The organism is Halomonas sp. MS1, assembly GCF_024182575.1.
Lineage (GTDB): Bacteria > Pseudomonadota > Gammaproteobacteria > Pseudomonadales > Halomonadaceae > Vreelandella.
Window position 1 is genome coordinate 2,325,598 of record NZ_CP098926.1, and the last position, 15,037, is coordinate 2,340,634.

Consider the following 15,037-nt stretch of genomic DNA (forward strand, 5'->3'; position numbering starts at 1 on the left):
GTAACTCACAGGGAATAGTCGCGTTCGCCGTCTACGGCTTGGATGATAACGATAATAAAACAATCGCTTACGAGTGGAAACGTCAGTCATAACGCAAACCAGCTAATAACCAAAACGAGGTAAGTTATGAAACCTACACAATCTTTTTTATTCGCTGCTATGGCAGCTTTGCCACTGGCTATTGCCAGTGCCACTGCCCAAGCACAGTCCTATGAAATGGTCATCGCCACCCAGCTTCCAGAGGATATGAAGAATAACGAAATCTATCCTGCCCTGGTGCATTTCAAAAACCTTGTGGAAGCGCGTACCGATGGAGACCTTGAGGTCTCTATTTTTGGTGGTGGTCAGTTAGGTTCAGAAGTCGAAAATGGCTCAGAAGTGCAGGGTGGCCGTACCCTGCAATCGACCATTATGTCAGCGGGTGCGATGTCGTCGTTTTATGGCGACTACCAAGCGGTAACGGCACCCTTTTTGTTTACCAGCTGGCGCCAAGCGTGGAGCTTCTTCGACAGCGAATGGTTTGCTGACTTCATGTCTGGAACCGTTGAAGATGCCAATATGCGCTACTTAGGTACGTTCGATGATGGCGGTGGTTTTGTAGCCTTCACTAACAACGTGCGCTTGATTGAGACCATGGAAGATCTCGAAGGGCTCAATATCCGTACCGAAGAGAACCCTGCTCACGTCGCTATCATGCGCTCACTGGGTGCTTCTGCCACGCCCCTACCTTGGGGTGAGCTGATTACTGCCCTTGAAACGGGGCTGGCGGATGGCCAGTTTAACGCTCCCGTGCTGAATACCACGTTCAATTTTGATGCGGTAACAGACTACACCACCCTGACAGGGCATGTGTACAACAGCGCCCCTTGGGTCGTCAGTGAATCCTGGTATCAGTCGCTACCGGAAACGCATCAACAGGCGTTAATCAGCTCTGCCCGCGAAGCGATTCAGCTAAGCCATGGCATGTCTGGTGCGCTTTCCACCGCCAGTTGGGTAGAGTCCTGCGAACGTTTCGAAGCTTGCTACCTGATGCCTGATGCCGAGCGGGAACGCATGGCAGAGGTTGCTCGACCCGCTTGGAAAGAGTGGATTGTCGATGACTTCGGTATGGATGAAGCCCGTGTGCAGGGGCTACTTGACGAAGTCGAGCGGATTGGTCAGCAGCTTGCAGATGATGATCTGCGCATTTACGGCCAGTAAGACTTAGCGACGGACAAACGCTGGGGTAGCAAGGCTACCCCAGCGTGAGGAATCACCATGAGCGTTTTACTCCCGTTACGCCGCCTAAGCGATCACATCAATCAGGCGGCGATTGTGTTATGCGTTGGCTGTATTTTATCGATGCTAGGCATTTCTTTTACTGCCTTTCTCTACAAACTGTTTACCGGCAGCACGCTGAGCTGGACCTATTCGCTGGCCCGGCTTTTTTTGCCGTGGATAGGCTTTCTCTCCATGACCATTTCACTGCGCTATGGCGAGCATGTAGCGATGACGCTGCTAGTGCGTAGCCTGCCCAAAATCATGGTGAAAATAGCGGCGGTGATGTGTCTGGCAGTTCTCGGCTTATTTGCACTCATGCTCACTTGGTATGGCTGGGGCTACTTCACCAACGCGACGCAGGTCTACATGGTGTCGGATCAAATCCGCATTCCTAGCAAAGTGACGGCCATTGTTGTTCCTATCAGCGGCCTGATTATGTTGCTGCATCTCGTTCACGGCTTTGCACTGCTTGAGCACTTTACAAGCGAGCATGAGGTGATTGATGAGCTTCTTGAGAGCTCTGAAGAGGAGGCTCGACCATGACGCCTACGATTATTGTATTTGTGCTGTTGCTGTTTATTGGGGCTCCCGTGGCGGTCGTCATGGCCATGTCCGGGCTGGCTGGTGGTTTCTCCCTGGGGGGAGAACGCATGCTTGGCATCATTGCTGACCGCATGTTTTCAGGGGTCTCAGGGTTTCTGTTAATTGCGGTGCCTTATTTTATTTTTACCGCCGAGCTAATGAATCAGGGCGGACTAACCCACAAGCTGATTGCGTTTAATAACTCGTTGTTTGGCCGTGTTCGTGGTGCACTTTCCCACGTCAATATTTCGGTATCGGTGTTTTTTGCCGGGTTAACCGGTGCCGCTGTTACTGACACCGTGGCAATCGGCAAAATCATGATTCCCGAAATGAAAAAGCAGGGCTACGACGCCGAGTACGCGGCCGCCGTTACGGCGTGTTCATCGATTATTGGGCCGATTATTCCACCCAGTGTGGTGATGGTGGTGTATGCAACGTTGCTGCGTGATATTTCGGTGATCGACCTTTTCGCGGGTGGCATTGTACCTGGGCTGTTGATGGCTTTAGCGCTGCTAGGTGTGAGTTTTTTCCTAGCCTGGAAACGGGGTTATCCCAAACAGGCGCCCACGCCGTTTAAGGTAGCACTGATGTCGTTTGTGGTTGCGCTGCCTGCCATGGTGGTGCCGCTGATTATTTTGGGTGGCATTCTGTCGGGCTTAACCACCATCACTGAAGCCTCTGGGTTTGCAGCCGTGTATGCCATCGTGATTGGCGTCGTATTTTATCGGAATCTCACTTGGCGAAAAATTTGGGACGCGCTGGTCGTGACTGTACGTTTCTCTGGGGTGGTGTTTTTCTTGCTTGCCACCTCGGCGGTACTGGGCTGGTTTGTAACACGCTCAGGGATTGCCAGAGACGCTGCTGGGCTTATTACCACCTTTAGTGATGCCGCATTCCTGCAGTTAATGCTGGTGTGCTTACTACTGTTGGTGATTGGTACGGTGATGGACGTGTTACCTGCACTCGTAGTGGTTGCGCCAGTACTTGTGCCAGCCATGATTCAGCTGGGTTTTGACCCGCTGCATTTCGCCATATTGATGATTGTGGTGCTTAACGTTTCCAATGTGACGCCCCCAGTGGGGATGACGTTGATGACGGCGGCCCGAATAGCCGAAGTGCCTTATGAGCGGGCCATTGTGGCATCACTACCATTTTATGTAGCTTTTATTGGCGTTATTGTGCTGTTAGCGGCATTTCCAGCGCTTTCAACCTGGATTCCCTCACTACTTTAAAAGGCGGATGTGCAACACATGAAGTGCTTCTACCACCCTGACCAGGACTACCATGCGCCGCCGACCTTTCTGCTGCGTGGACAGCCAGCGCCATCCCCGGAAGGGCCGGTGCGTGCTGAGCTGCTAAGCAAAGGGCTGGCCGCGGCTGGTTTGAGCCTGACGGCGCCCAGTGAAACTGACTCGCCGATGCTGCGTAAACGTCTTGAGCAGATTCATACGCCGCGCTATTTACGCTTTTTGGAAACGATTTATGAGCGTTGGCAAGCACTGCCTAATGCAGCGGCGCTGGTGGCACCGAACGTTCACCCTTGTGGTGGTGCTAGCCACTACCCGAGCCACCCCGTTGGCCAGGCGGGCTGGCATTTACACGATATGGCATGCCCAATAAGCGAAACAAGCTTCCAAGGGGCATTGGCTTCGGCTGCGACAGCCGTGGCTGCCACTGAGGAAGTGATGAGTGGCGCATCGCTCGCCGATCCCTCTCGCGCTTACGCCTTATGCCGGCCACCGGGACATCATGCGGGGCCGGATAACGCGGGTGGCTTCTGTTTGTTGAATAATGCTGCTTTGGCTGCCAGCGTGCTGCGTGAGAAGTTTGCCAAAGTAGCGATCATTGACGTGGATCTGCATCACGGCAACGGTACTCAGGATATTTTCTACTCCCGCGGGGATGTCTGGACGGGCTCTGTACACGTCGACCCAAGTGTTTTTTATCCCTTCTTCTGGGGTGGCGTGGACGAGATAGGGTGCGAAGAGGGTGAAGGCGCCAACGTCAACTTGCCTCTGCCATTGGGCAGTGACGGCGAGACCTATCTTAACGCGGTGGCCGCGCTGATTGAGCAGCTCAACCGTTACCAGCCAGAGGCGGTCGTGGTGTCTTTGGGATTGGATGTCCACAAGGATGATCCGCTTGCCGGGTTAAGCGTGGAAACCGAAGCCTTTGTCGCATTGGGTGAGCAGTTGAGCGGTTTGCCGTACCCCACCGTAGTGATCCAAGAGGGCGGCTATCCGACTGAGCAGCTAAGCGCTAACCTTGCCGCCTTTATGCGCGGTTATCAGAGAAGTTGAGAGAAGCTCAATGAGTAAGACAGGGTTTTACTGGCACGAACGCTGCTTTTGGCACGACCAGGGGGCAATTGGTGTTTTTTCTGCTCCCGGTGAATTTCTGCAGCCTCAGCCTGCGTCGGAAAGCCCCGAAAGCAAGCGGCGACTGAAGAATATTCTTGAAGTCAGCGGCCTGATAGATGAACTGAGGGTGGTCAAGCCACCCGCTGTCGCGCAGCAAGACCTGCTGCGCTTTCACACCCCAGGTTACCTGCAAATGCTTGCGGACGCCGATGCGAGTGGTGGTGGCAATGGCGGTGACTGCGCCCCCTTTACTCCTGGCAGCTGGACCGCCGCAAGGCACTCCGCGGGGCTTGCCGTCGCAGCGGTAGAGGACGTGGCGCTTGGGCATGTCGATAACGCTTATGCGCTTTGCCGCCCACCGGGGCATCACGCCGAGGCAGATCAGGGGCGAGGCTTCTGTTTGCTGGGCAATATCCCGGTAGCGGTGATGCGTGCCCGAGCCTTGGGGCAAGTGAAGCGGGTAGCGATTCTTGATTGGGATGTGCATCACGGTAATAGCCAGCAGTCGGCGTTTTATGCCGAGCCTGAGGTGTTTACCGTTTCCGTTCACCAAGCCGCGAACTATCCCCTTGATACAGGCAGTTTTGAAGAGCAGGGAGAAGGCGAGGGGCTAGGGGCGAATCTTAACCTACCGCTGCCGCCGGGCTGTGGTTTGGGCGCTTATCGCTATGCGATGGAGTCGCTGGTGTTGCCAGCACTGGAAGCTTTTAACCCAGACTTAATCGTGGTGGCCTGTGGCTATGATGCCTGTGCCAAAGACCCGCTAGGCAAGATGCTGCTCAACAGTGCCGCGTTTGCCGAAATGACCGCACAGCTAAAAGCACTTGCCGCCCGTTGCTGTCAGGGGAAGCTGGTCTTCGTCCATGAAGGTGGTTACTCAGAAGGCTATGTACCGCTATGTGGACATAGCGTTATTCAAACCTTGGCAGGTAGCACCATTAGTGTCCCCGACCCGCAAAACGATGAAATTGCTGCCTGGGGATATCAAGCCTTACAACCGCACCAGCAAGCGCTAATCGACGACTGGCGCCAACAGTGGGAGCAAGTTACGCAATGACACCGCTTTATGATCGTGATGGTTGGATTTGGCAGGATGGTGAATGGCTGGCTTGGCGAGAGGCTAAGGTTCATGTGTTTACCCATACGCTGCACTATGGAATGGGCTGCTTTGAGGGCGTGCGCGCCTATGAAGGGGAGCAAGGAGCGGCACTGTTTCGGGTTGCCGAGCATACCCGCCGTTTAGCAGAGAGCGCCCACTCCTTAGATATTCCAATCGCTTTTAACGAAGAGGCGCTTATCGAGGCTCAGCAGGAGTGCCTGCGTAAAAATCAACTGACGAACGCTTATCTTAAGCCAACGGTGTTTCTTGGCGCGGAAGGCCTTGGCCTACGGGCTAAAGGGTTAAGCACCCATGTGATGATTGCTGCCTGGGATCTTGGGCCGTATCTGTCGCCGCAGGCAACACGCTGTGGGTTACGTGCGCTGACGTCTTCCTGGGCGCGCCACCACGTCAATATCAGCCTGTGTCGTGCCAAGACCAGCGGTCATTATGTGAATTCGATGCTGGCGCTGAATACCGCCGTGAAAGCAGGATTTGATGAAACCATCATGCTTGACCCAGAAGGCTATGTGGCCGAAGCATCCGCCGCGAATGTTTTCTTATTGCGCGATGGTGTACTGCACACGCCTGAAGTGACGTCCTGCTTGCAGGGCATCACCCGCGACAGCGTGATTCAGTTGGCCCGCGAGGCGCTGGGCATTGAAGTGCGCGAGCGACGCATCACTCGCGATGAGCTATATACCGCCGATGAAGCGTTTTTAACCGGTACTGCTGCGGAAATTCTTCCTCTGCGTGAACTGGATGGCCGCCGCATCGGGGTAAGAGCGGGCGCGCCGGCTGTCGACGCGCCGATACCGGACGACAGTGTGACCGCGCGTCTGCAGCGCCTGTATCGCCAAGCAGTGCGTGGCGAGCTGGCCGCGTTCAAGCACTGGTTAACGCCCGCTTAGGCTCATTGCCCGCTATTAGCGAGCGTTTTGCATTTAATTAGCGGGGGCAGTTTGCCACGAGGGCGCTGTAAACCCATCCATGGGCGCTACTTTCGCCATCCATGGCGAAAGACCCTCGTTTCAATCTGCCCCCGCACACCAACACCACTGGCAGATTTTCTAACTGAGTCAGGCATTCTCTTTAATGGCCTGCTCAAGAATCGCCAACTGCCCTGGCTCCAGAGCATCCGCGACGGCGGTGATGCGTAAGACATGACCAAGTGCTGGGTGAGCGGGGCGGGCGATTAATCTGCCTGCTTCCAGTAGCTCGCGGTTTATACGCTCGGCCAGTTCGGCAGTTGGTAAGCGAATGCCGATAAAGTTGGTCGCGCTAGGCAGTACGTCGGCACCCAGTGCTTGGAAATGGGCCGCTAACTGTTCCCTGCGTGCTTTCACTTCCGCAATATGTTGGTGGACTTCAGCTGGGTGATCGAGCACGACTTCTGCGGCGGCCTGGGTAAAGGTGGATACCGCGTAGTGAATGCGCACCTTCATCATCAATGCGAGCACATCAGGGTCAGCAATCGCATAGCCAATGCGTAAGCCTGCTAAGCCGTGGGCTTTTGACAGCGTGCGTAGGCGAATGACACCTGGAAGTGCCTTGGCGGCGAAGTCACTGTTGGCGTCATCACGAAAATCGCCATACGCCTCATCCAGCAGCAGCCAGCAGGTGTCCGGCAGTGCGTCGCGCAGCTTGAGAATGGCACTGTCGCTATGCAGATGGCCGCTAGGGTTATCGGGGTTGGCTAAATAGACCAGCTGGGCATTTTCCTGGTGTGCTGCCGCCGCTAGCGCCTCTAAGTCAGGGGCCAGTAGGCCTGGGGCTTCAACATAGCTAGGTTCTACTAAGTGGCAACCCTGGCCTTTGGCAAAGTAACCAAAGGTTGGGTAAGTGCCCGCCGTGCTAACCACGGTGTCGCCCGGTGTGCAGGTAGTGCGTAGCGCTAACGCGATTAGGCTATCGGCGCCAGCATCTACCAGCAGGTGATCGAGCGGTATGCCCTGCTGGGCGCTAAGCCGCTGGCGAACTCCGAGAGCTTCCGCATCGCCGTAACAGTACACATGCTCGGCGACAGCATCGCCAAAATGTTCACGTAGCGCACGATGGGGCATGTCCAGCCCTTCATTAGAGCCCAATCGATGAGGGATCTCGCGGCCAATGCGGCGCTCCAAAACTTTAATCCCAGGAAACGGATTAAGGGGACCTTCACCAGTAAGATGATGGGGGTAGGAGGGCATATCGATATCCTAATAGTGAAAATTTTCAGCTCAAAATTTTACCGCGATTAAGCAACTGGTGTGGATCAAACGCCTGCTTCAATGTGTGCATTAATTCAATTTCCGGCTGAGAGCGGCAGGTGCTGAGCCAGGGGCGCTTTTCCAAACCAATGCCATGCTCTGCTGAGACAGAACCTCCCAACGCTTTAAGGGGCTCGTAAACCAGTGTTTCTACTGCGTGGCGCTCTTCTGGTGCATCGCTGCCAACGCTAACAGAAATATGCAGGTTGCCGTCGCCAAGATGGCCAAATACCACCAGGCGGCCATCTGGCCAGCGTTGTACCAGTTGCTTCTCTAATGCATCGGTATAGCGCTGCATATCGGCAATGGGGAGGCTGACATCAAAGGTCAATACGGGTGCCAGCCCCTTGATGAGCCCTTCAATATCTTCTCGTATCGCCCAGAGACCATCGCGTTGAGTGCTTGATTGAGCAATCACAGCATCAACGATTAAGTCGTGTTCAAATGCCTGTTCAAGCGCTTCGCGGAACTGCTCTGCATGGTGAGTTTCATCGTTGCCGAGTGACTCGATAATCACATAAAAGGGGTGTTCTGGTGGAATCGGGGGCGTGTGCCTCGCCAGCGTTTCAGTGAGCAGGCGATAGTGGTTTTGCCACATTACCTCAAACGCACCCAGGCCACCCCCAAGCGCTTTGCCTATATGGCTTAATAGCCCGGTTAGCGCGTCAAACGAGTGGCAAGCCACCAGTGCCGTTTGTTCGCTAGGGGTAGGCGGCTGAAGCCGCAGCACGGCGCGAGTAATAATCCCCAGGGTGCCTTCACTTCCAATAAACAGCTGCTTTAAATCAAACCCTGCATTATTTTTCAGCATGCGATTCATGGAGCTGACAACACGCCCGTCGGCCATCACTGCTTCCAGCCCCAGTACTTGCTGGCGCATCATGCCGTAGCGAATCACCCTGACACCGCCAGCATTAGTCGCGATATTGCCGCCAATCGTACAGCTTCCCCGTGCGCCTAAATCCAACGGGAACTGCAGACCTACCTCGTTAGCGGCTTCTTGAACCCGCTGAAGGGGGGCGCCCGCTTGCACCGTGATCGTACCGCCGACCTGATCAATCTCTTCGATAGCGGTCATGCGCTCCAGGGAAATGACCAACTCTTCTGGGCTCGCCTCCGCGCCATGGACCAAACCGGTTAAGCCACCGTGGGTCACGACGGGCTGTTTAAGCGCATGGCATGCCTGCATGACAGCCGCTAACTGTTCGGTGTCTGCCGGACGCACGATGGCGCCTGCTTGGCAGGGCGCGCCGGTCATCCAGTCAACACGGCGACTAGTGACATCATCGCCCGTGAGCACATGGGCAGAACCAACAAGTGTGCGCAGCGCCTCCAGGGGTATCTGCATGGGTGTTCCTTGATAAAGAGGTTAACGGTTCAGTGATTAGGCGGTAGCAGCCACTGGCGCTTGACGACCAGGAATCGCATCAAGCAGTGACTGGGTATAGGCCTCTTTCGGCTGAAGGAATATTTGTTCAGCGCTGCCTTGTTCAACAATACGGCCATGCTGCATCACCACGATGCGGTCGCAAATTTGCGCGGCGACGCGTAAATCGTGGGTAATAAACAGCAGTGAAAGCGAAAGCCGTTGCTTCAGTTCTTCAAGCAGTTCAAGCACCTGGGCTTGAATAGACACATCCAGTGCCGAGACCGCTTCATCTGCCACAATAAGCTCAGGGTTTAGCGCTAACGCACGGGCAATGCCAATGCGCTGACGCTGCCCGCCGGAAAACTCATGTGGGTAGCGCTCCACGGCGCTTGCACCAAGGCCCACTAGATCAAGTAGTTCTCCTGCCTGCTTGAGTGCCACATCTTTGGGTGTGCCATTGGCCATCGGTCCTTGCGCAATCGCCATGCCGACCCGAGTGCGTGGGTTAAGCGAGGCGTAGGGGTCCTGAAAAATCATCTGCACGCGGTGGCGTTCACGACGCAGCGCGTCGCCTTTTAGCTGTGAAAGATTAACGCCATCGAGCAACAGTTCACCGCTGTCTGGGTGTTCAAGGCGCACCACACAGCGGCCAAGGGTGGATTTCCCCGATCCCGATTCACCAACAATACCCATAGTCTCGCCGCGGGCCAGAGTTAGCGAGATATCATCCAGTGCGCGGACTTCTCGGGCAGGTTTAAACCAGCCTCCGCGTGAACGAAAGACTTTATTAAGCTGTTTGATCTCTAGCAGCGGAGCTACCTGGCTTGTTTCACGGTGGGGTGGCACTGCATTGCTGGGAATGGCGGCAATCAGTGCTTTTGTGTAGGTGTTTTGCGGATTTTCCAGCACCTCTTTGGCTTCTCCGATTTCGACAATTTTACCATGGCGCATGACACAGACGCGGTTGGCGATTTCAGCCACGACCCCAAAATCATGAGTGATAAACATCACCGCCATACCACGGCGGCGCTGTAAATCACGAATAAGCTCAAGGATCTGCGCCTGGGTAGTCACATCCAGCGCTGTAGTGGGCTCGTCGGCGATCAACAGCACGGGCTCAAGGGCTAATGCCATGGCGATCATGACGCGTTGCCGCTGACCACCGGATAGCTCAAAAGGGTAGGCGCTGATAGCTTTTTCTGGCTGTGGGATACCCACTTCAATCAACAGCTCCAGGGCACGTTCCTGGCGCTGTTTCGGGGTCAGTTGACCATGCGCTTCAAACACCTCGGCGATTTGGGCGCCCACTCGCATTAACGGATTAAGCGCGGTCATGGGCTCCTGAAAAATCATGCCGATTTTGAGGCCGCGCAGGGCGCGATGCTGTTTCTCGGTTAGGGTGATGACGTCTTGGCCGAGAAAGTTAACCTCACCTTGAACGGGGCGCACGCCTTTAGGGAGCAAGCCCATCACGGTGTTAGCAGCCATCGATTTACCCGAGCCGGATTCCCCTACCACGCACATGATTTCGCCGCGATTAACGTCGTAGCTAACGTTTTCCACCGCCAAGGCACGGTCGGCCCCTTTGGGTAGCGCCACGCTTAAGTCACGAATGCTAAGCACTGTTTCAACTGATGGGTGCTGTTTTTTAGAATCAATAGTGACCGTCATGAAGGGCTCCTAGCGCTCGCGGGAAAGTTTGGGGTTAAGCGCATCGTCTAGCCCTTCACCGACTAAGTTCAACGCCAGAACGGTGAGTAGAATCGCCACACCAGGGAAGAAACTCAGCCACCACGCTTGGCGAATAACCGTACGTGCCGCGCCAATCATGTAGCCCCAGGACATCACATTGGGATCGCCCAAGCCTAAAAACGACAGCGCCGATTCCAGCAAAATAGCGGTGGCGACCATTAATGAGGCCAGCACAATAATCGGCGACAGCGTGTTAGGCAGAATCTGGCGCAGGATAATGGTGCTGTTGGTTTGGCCGACTAAGCGAGCCGCTTCAACGTATTCACGGTGCCGCAACGACATAAACTCTGCCCTTACCAAACGGGCAACCGGGGGCCAGCTGACCAGCGCAATCGCCAGCACAATGGAGGTGATGCTGGGTTGCATAATCGCTACCAGCACTATTGCCAGGGCAAAGTTGGGGATGGTTTGAAAAAACTCGGTAAAGCGCATGAGTACGTCATCAATCAGGCCTCCGTAGTACCCCGCAATCGCCCCCAGTGGCACGCCAATCAGCAGGGCAACGCTAGTGGATACCAAACCAATCAGCAGCGATACCCAGGCACCATGCATTAATCCTGCAGCGACGTTGCGCCCCATGGTATCGGTGCCCAGCAGGAAACCTTCCTGGGATAGCGGCGGTAAAAAGGGCCGCTGAACCATGCGCCAGGGAGATTCAGGAAATAGCAGCGGCGCCAGAATCGCCATGACGATAATTAGCAGCAGAATAATCAGCCCTACCAGGGCGCCACGGTTTTGCGCAAAGCGTGCGAAAAAGCTCATGAGGCCCCCTTGATGCGCGGATCAGCCAGGCGGTAAACCAAGTCGGTAATAATATTGAAGACAATCACTAACCCCGCCGAGAAGAAGAAAATCCCCAGCAGCAGGTTGTAGTCACGCTGCTGTAACGCTTCAAACATCAGCCGCCCGATACCCGGCCAGGCAAACACGGTTTCCGTCAAAATAGCGCCACCAACCATCTGCCCAGCCTGCAAGCCTGCCAGGGTGATGATCGGCAGTAAGGCATTGCGAAGAATGTGTCGGCGCTGAATGACGCTAGGTTTTAAACCCTTCGCACGGGCGGTTTTAACGAAGTCCTGCTGGGCTGCATCGAGCATCGAGGTGCGCGTCATGCGGGTATAAATCGCCATAAAAAATAGCGCCAGCGTGGTGGCAGGCAGTATTAAATGCGTGGCGACATCAAGCACAAGCGCGAAGCCAGTGTGGTCAGCGCCAACCGTGTAAAGACCGTAAGCGGGCAACCAGCCGAGGTAAACGGAAAACACCACCACCGACATCAGCGCTACCCAAAACAGCGGTGTGGCATAAAACACCAGGGCTAGCGCCATAATCAGTGAGCCAGAGGGCTTTTTAACCCGCGCCGCCGCCATGGAACCTGCCACAATGCCGAGTACCAGCGAGAGCACAAACGCCGTACCGGTTAGCAGCAGCGTGGCGGGCAAACGATCCATAATCAGATCAAAGACGGGCACACCAAGCCGATAGGAGTAGCCAAAGTCGAGCATGGCGATACCCGATACGTAGCGCCACAGCTGCACGTACATCGGCTGATCGAGTCCAAACCGCTCGCGCAGCTGGTTGAGAAACTCCTGATCCGCGGCACCCGCTTCGCCAGCCAGAATCGCGGCCGGGTCACCGGGGGCTAACTGAATCAGCAGGAAGTTAAAAATAACGATTAAAAACAGCACAATCACGGCTTTAAACAGCCGCATCAGAATGAGGCGCGCGTAAACCATAAGTCGTTTCCTGGCTAATACCTTCAAGACATAGCTAAAAAACCCAGGTAGCTCTCGCTACCTGGGTGGCTTGGGTTTAGCGATCTAGCCAAGCATCTTTAAAGCCGTCGTTGACACCCACGCCGGAAGTGACGAGGTTCTGCACATCACAGCGGTACAGGGTCGGGAAGCCCAGTTCCATCAGCCAGCCAACGGGCACATCTTCGTGCAGGATTTCCTGAACTTCACTGTAAAGCGCTTCGCGCTCTTCGTCGGGGAAAGCCGTGGCGGCCTCGTTGAATAGCTCGTCGACACGCTCGTTTTCGTAGCCTTCGACGTTATTCCAGGGCGAGCCTTTGGCAATATTGTCGGACAGGTAGGTGCGTGAAATACCCAGTGCCGGGTCGCCGTACTGGTATAGGTAGGTAAAGGCGAGGTCGTAATCCCAATCGCCCAGGCGCTGGTTCCAGCCGCCCACGTCGGTGGCTTGGGTGCTTACGTTAATGCCCACTTCACGCAGATTCTGTTGTACGGCCTCAGCCCAACGGGTCCACGTTTCACCGTAAGGAAGCGGCAGAATAGTGACCTCTTCACCGTCGTAACCCATTTCTGCCAACAGTTCACGAGCGCGCTCTGGGTTGTGATCGTAGGGTTCTAAACCGTCATGTTGGAAACGCGCGTTGGAGCCAAAGGCTGAGAGCGGCACATTGCCTAAGCCATTCCACAGCACATCTTTGGCAAACTCGCGATCCATGGCATACATCACTGCTTGGCGGAAGCGTTTGTCGGCGGTGGGGCCTTCACGGTTGTTCATCCACAGCATGGCGAAGGGGCTGAAGTATTCGTGTCCTTCTTCCGTCATACAGACGTTATCCATCGCGGATAAACGCGGGATATCAAAGTTCTCAACGGTACCGCTGGGTAGTACATCAATAGTGCCGTTCTCGAAGGCAACGGCACGGGAGCCACCATCAGGAATGATGTGCCAGTTGACGCCATCCAGATAGGGGAGCCCGTCTTCGTAGTAGTCATCGTTTTTAACCAGCTCGATCACGGTGCCGCGTTCCCAGTTAGCAAACTTGAAAGGGCCTGTGCCAATCGGGTGGTCGTTGTGTTCGTTGTTGCGGAAGTCAGTGCCCGCATACAGATGTTCAGGCACCATGGTGAAGGTGCCTGCCTCAAAGGAGATCAGGAACGGGCCGAAGGGGTCGGTTAAGGTAAATACCACCGTGTGGTCATCCGTTGCTTCGATGCTTTCCACATGTTGTAAAACGGCCCGCGCACTGGGGTTCAGTTCGCGGTGGAAAACATCGGCAGAAAATACCACGTCGTCAGCGGTGAAGGGCTCGCCGTCGTGCCAGGTAACATCTTCCCTTAGGTGAAAAGTATAGGTGCGGCCATCGTCGCTGACGTCCCATGATTCAGCCAACTGCGGCATGGGTTCCAGATCCGTGGTGTAGCGCAGCAACCCTTCATAGATATTGCCTGCCACGGTGCGTGTAGGCGCGTTTTGCACCATTCCCAGCACTAAGCCTGGCGGTTCTGGTTGAATAATAGTGTTAACCGTACCTCCTTGTTTCGGGTCGTCTGCTAGGGCAGCCGACGAAAAAGCGAGTGCTGCAGCGGAAATTGCCAAAGCCAAAGGTGTTCTCATTTTGTTTCTGCTCCTCGGTTACTAGGCCAAAGCCTGTCACGTAATGGATTTACGTTATTGTTAGGCGAGCGAGGCGTGATACAAAACAGCCCAGTTGTTGTTATGGATTTTGGTTATAGATCGTTATATGAGGCCTTTTTGAACATAGCATTGGTTTGTAAAACTGTCGACAGTCGTCAATCGGCCGTCGACAGAATACTTTTTTGCGTCATACTAAAAGTACGTAATACCTAATAAGAGTAAACTCTATGGCCTCTTCCCCAGTGGCTCCTGGCGGCTTTATTCAACAGCAAAACCTTGTTGAGCAGGTGGCCGACTATTTGACGCAAGCGATTATCCAGCAACACTTTTTGCCTGGTGAGCGGCTTTCAGAAGTGCAGCTTTCCCGGGATTTAGGCGTTAGCCGTGCGCCGGTTCGCGAAGCTGCTCGCTTATTGGAAAGTCGTGGGCTGCTGATCTCAAAACCAAGACGCGGTTTTTTTGTTAGGGCGTTGAATGCCGTTGAATTAGAGGATGTTTTCGATCTGCGGCTCTGTCTTGAACGCCATGCTATCCAGCGCTTATCGGAGCGCTACAGCAGCGACGCTGAGCGCGCGCTAAAACAGCAGGTAGAGATTTTGTGCGACGCGGCAGTCAGCAATGATGGAACACGCCGCATTGAGGAGGATCTGCAGTTTCATCGCTTAATGATTCATCACGCGGGTAATGAGCGGCTGCTGCGGGCATTTGATGGCTTAACCCACGAACTTCGCCTGTGCATTACGCTGATCACCAAAACCCACGAAGCCCCCGATACCATTGCCACCAGTCACTTTAAGCTGCTGGATGCATTAGGTAGCGGCAGTTCTGAGGCTTGCCGTGAGGCCATTGACTACCATATAGGCGTTGCTAGGGATTTTGTGGTCAACAGCGTGGGAGAGTGACTAAGAGAGCGAATGAAGAGTGAGAGGTAGGAATACAAATGGTGTTAGCAGTCGATCACAATGTGCATTGTCAT

Annotated in this window: 13 protein-coding genes; 7 read left to right on the plus strand and 6 right to left on the minus strand. The window is 54.8% G+C overall.

Translation table 11 applies throughout. The annotated features are described in order from the left end of the window. Positions 1–126: 126 nt before the first annotated feature. Genes dctP through NF683_RS10645 form a run of 6 tightly spaced genes read left to right on the plus strand, consistent with a single transcriptional unit; the run spans position 127 to position 6,212 of the window. Positions 127–1,200, plus strand: a complete 1,074-nt coding sequence (gene dctP / locus NF683_RS10620) for a TRAP transporter substrate-binding protein DctP (protein WP_253919981.1) — start codon at positions 127–129, stop codon at positions 1,198–1,200. Between the two features lie 57 nt (positions 1,201–1,257). Next, entirely contained in the window at positions 1,258–1,803 is a 546-nt protein-coding gene (locus NF683_RS10625; protein ID WP_253919982.1) for a TRAP transporter small permease, read from the plus strand. Beyond that, complete coding sequence (locus NF683_RS10630; protein WP_038481516.1) at positions 1,800–3,074, plus strand: TRAP transporter large permease; 1,275 nt, start codon at positions 1,800–1,802, stop codon at positions 3,072–3,074. Before NF683_RS10625 ends, NF683_RS10630 begins: the two co-directional genes overlap by 4 nt. Before the next feature lie 18 nt (positions 3,075–3,092). Beyond that, a complete protein-coding gene (locus tag NF683_RS10635) occupies positions 3,093–4,142 on the plus strand; it encodes a histone deacetylase family protein (RefSeq protein ID WP_253919983.1) in 1,050 nt (349 codons plus the stop codon). Positions 4,143–4,152: 10 nt separating this feature from the next. Continuing rightward, positions 4,153–5,259 (plus strand): class II histone deacetylase, encoded by a 1,107-nt coding sequence (locus NF683_RS10640; protein ID WP_253919984.1) that lies wholly within the window; start codon positions 4,153–4,155, stop codon positions 5,257–5,259. After that, positions 5,256–6,212, plus strand: coding sequence for a branched-chain amino acid transaminase (locus NF683_RS10645; protein WP_253919985.1), 957 nt, complete (start codon positions 5,256–5,258; stop codon positions 6,210–6,212). Before NF683_RS10640 ends, NF683_RS10645 begins: the two co-directional genes overlap by 4 nt. Positions 6,213–6,380: 168 nt before the next feature. On the opposite strand, the gene NF683_RS10650 is transcribed toward NF683_RS10645, so the two are convergent. The 6 genes from NF683_RS10650 to NF683_RS10675 all read right to left on the minus strand — a co-directional run bounded on the left by NF683_RS10650 (position 6,381) and on the right by NF683_RS10675 (position 14,040). Then, the gene (locus NF683_RS10650; protein WP_253919986.1) at positions 6,381–7,490 is read right to left on the minus strand and encodes a pyridoxal phosphate-dependent aminotransferase; all 1,110 of its coding nucleotides are present in this window, start codon (positions 7,488–7,490) and stop codon (positions 6,381–6,383) included. A gap of 25 nt (positions 7,491–7,515) precedes the next feature. Next, a complete protein-coding gene (locus tag NF683_RS10655) occupies positions 7,516–8,898 on the minus strand; it encodes an FAD-binding oxidoreductase (RefSeq protein ID WP_253919987.1) in 1,383 nt (460 codons plus the stop codon). A gap of 36 nt (positions 8,899–8,934) precedes the next feature. Then, the gene (locus NF683_RS10660; RefSeq protein ID WP_253919988.1) at positions 8,935–10,590 is read right to left on the minus strand and encodes an ABC transporter ATP-binding protein; all 1,656 of its coding nucleotides are present in this window, start codon (positions 10,588–10,590) and stop codon (positions 8,935–8,937) included. 9 nt (positions 10,591–10,599) lie between these two features. Further along, positions 10,600–11,433 carry an ABC transporter permease gene (locus NF683_RS10665; RefSeq protein ID WP_193085579.1) on the minus strand — a complete coding sequence of 278 codons (834 nt, stop codon included), beginning with the start codon at positions 11,431–11,433 and terminating at the stop codon, positions 10,600–10,602. Further along, positions 11,430–12,407, minus strand: coding sequence for an ABC transporter permease (locus NF683_RS10670; protein ID WP_253919989.1), 978 nt, complete (start codon positions 12,405–12,407; stop codon positions 11,430–11,432). Before NF683_RS10670 ends, NF683_RS10665 begins: the two co-directional genes overlap by 4 nt. A gap of 76 nt (positions 12,408–12,483) precedes the next feature. Further along, a complete protein-coding gene (locus NF683_RS10675) occupies positions 12,484–14,040 on the minus strand; it encodes an ABC transporter substrate-binding protein (RefSeq protein WP_253919990.1) in 1,557 nt (518 codons plus the stop codon). Positions 14,041–14,288: 248 nt separating this feature from the next. Between NF683_RS10675 and NF683_RS10680 the strand changes: the two genes are divergently transcribed. Then, the gene (locus NF683_RS10680) at positions 14,289–14,963 is read left to right on the plus strand and encodes a GntR family transcriptional regulator (protein WP_089039113.1); all 675 of its coding nucleotides are present in this window, start codon (positions 14,289–14,291) and stop codon (positions 14,961–14,963) included. Positions 14,964–15,037 lie beyond the last annotated feature (74 nt).

What these genes read in the sequence shown, in the direction of transcription:
- NF683_RS10630 (WP_038481516.1), top strand. Translation starts at nt 1,800, where the DNA reads ATGACGCCTACGATTATTGTATTTGTGCTGTTGCTGTTTATTGGGGCT.
- NF683_RS10665 (WP_193085579.1), bottom strand. Translation starts at nt 11,433, where the DNA reads ATGAGCTTTTTCGCACGCTTTGCGCAAAACCGTGGCGCCCTGGTAGGG.
- NF683_RS10635 (WP_253919983.1), top strand. Translation starts at nt 3,093, where the DNA reads ATGAAGTGCTTCTACCACCCTGACCAGGACTACCATGCGCCGCCGACC.
- dctP (WP_253919981.1), top strand. Translation starts at nt 127, where the DNA reads ATGAAACCTACACAATCTTTTTTATTCGCTGCTATGGCAGCTTTGCCA.
- NF683_RS10640 (WP_253919984.1), top strand. Translation starts at nt 4,153, where the DNA reads ATGAGTAAGACAGGGTTTTACTGGCACGAACGCTGCTTTTGGCACGAC.
- NF683_RS10680 (WP_089039113.1), top strand. Translation starts at nt 14,289, where the DNA reads ATGGCCTCTTCCCCAGTGGCTCCTGGCGGCTTTATTCAACAGCAAAAC.
- NF683_RS10645 (WP_253919985.1), top strand. Translation starts at nt 5,256, where the DNA reads ATGACACCGCTTTATGATCGTGATGGTTGGATTTGGCAGGATGGTGAA.
- NF683_RS10675 (WP_253919990.1), bottom strand. Translation starts at nt 14,040, where the DNA reads ATGAGAACACCTTTGGCTTTGGCAATTTCCGCTGCAGCACTCGCTTTT.
- NF683_RS10655 (WP_253919987.1), bottom strand. Translation starts at nt 8,898, where the DNA reads ATGCAGATACCCCTGGAGGCGCTGCGCACACTTGTTGGTTCTGCCCAT.
- NF683_RS10670 (WP_253919989.1), bottom strand. Translation starts at nt 12,407, where the DNA reads ATGGTTTACGCGCGCCTCATTCTGATGCGGCTGTTTAAAGCCGTGATT.
- NF683_RS10625 (WP_253919982.1), top strand. Translation starts at nt 1,258, where the DNA reads ATGAGCGTTTTACTCCCGTTACGCCGCCTAAGCGATCACATCAATCAG.
- NF683_RS10650 (WP_253919986.1), bottom strand. Translation starts at nt 7,490, where the DNA reads ATGCCCTCCTACCCCCATCATCTTACTGGTGAAGGTCCCCTTAATCCG.
- NF683_RS10660 (WP_253919988.1), bottom strand. Translation starts at nt 10,590, where the DNA reads ATGACGGTCACTATTGATTCTAAAAAACAGCACCCATCAGTTGAAACA.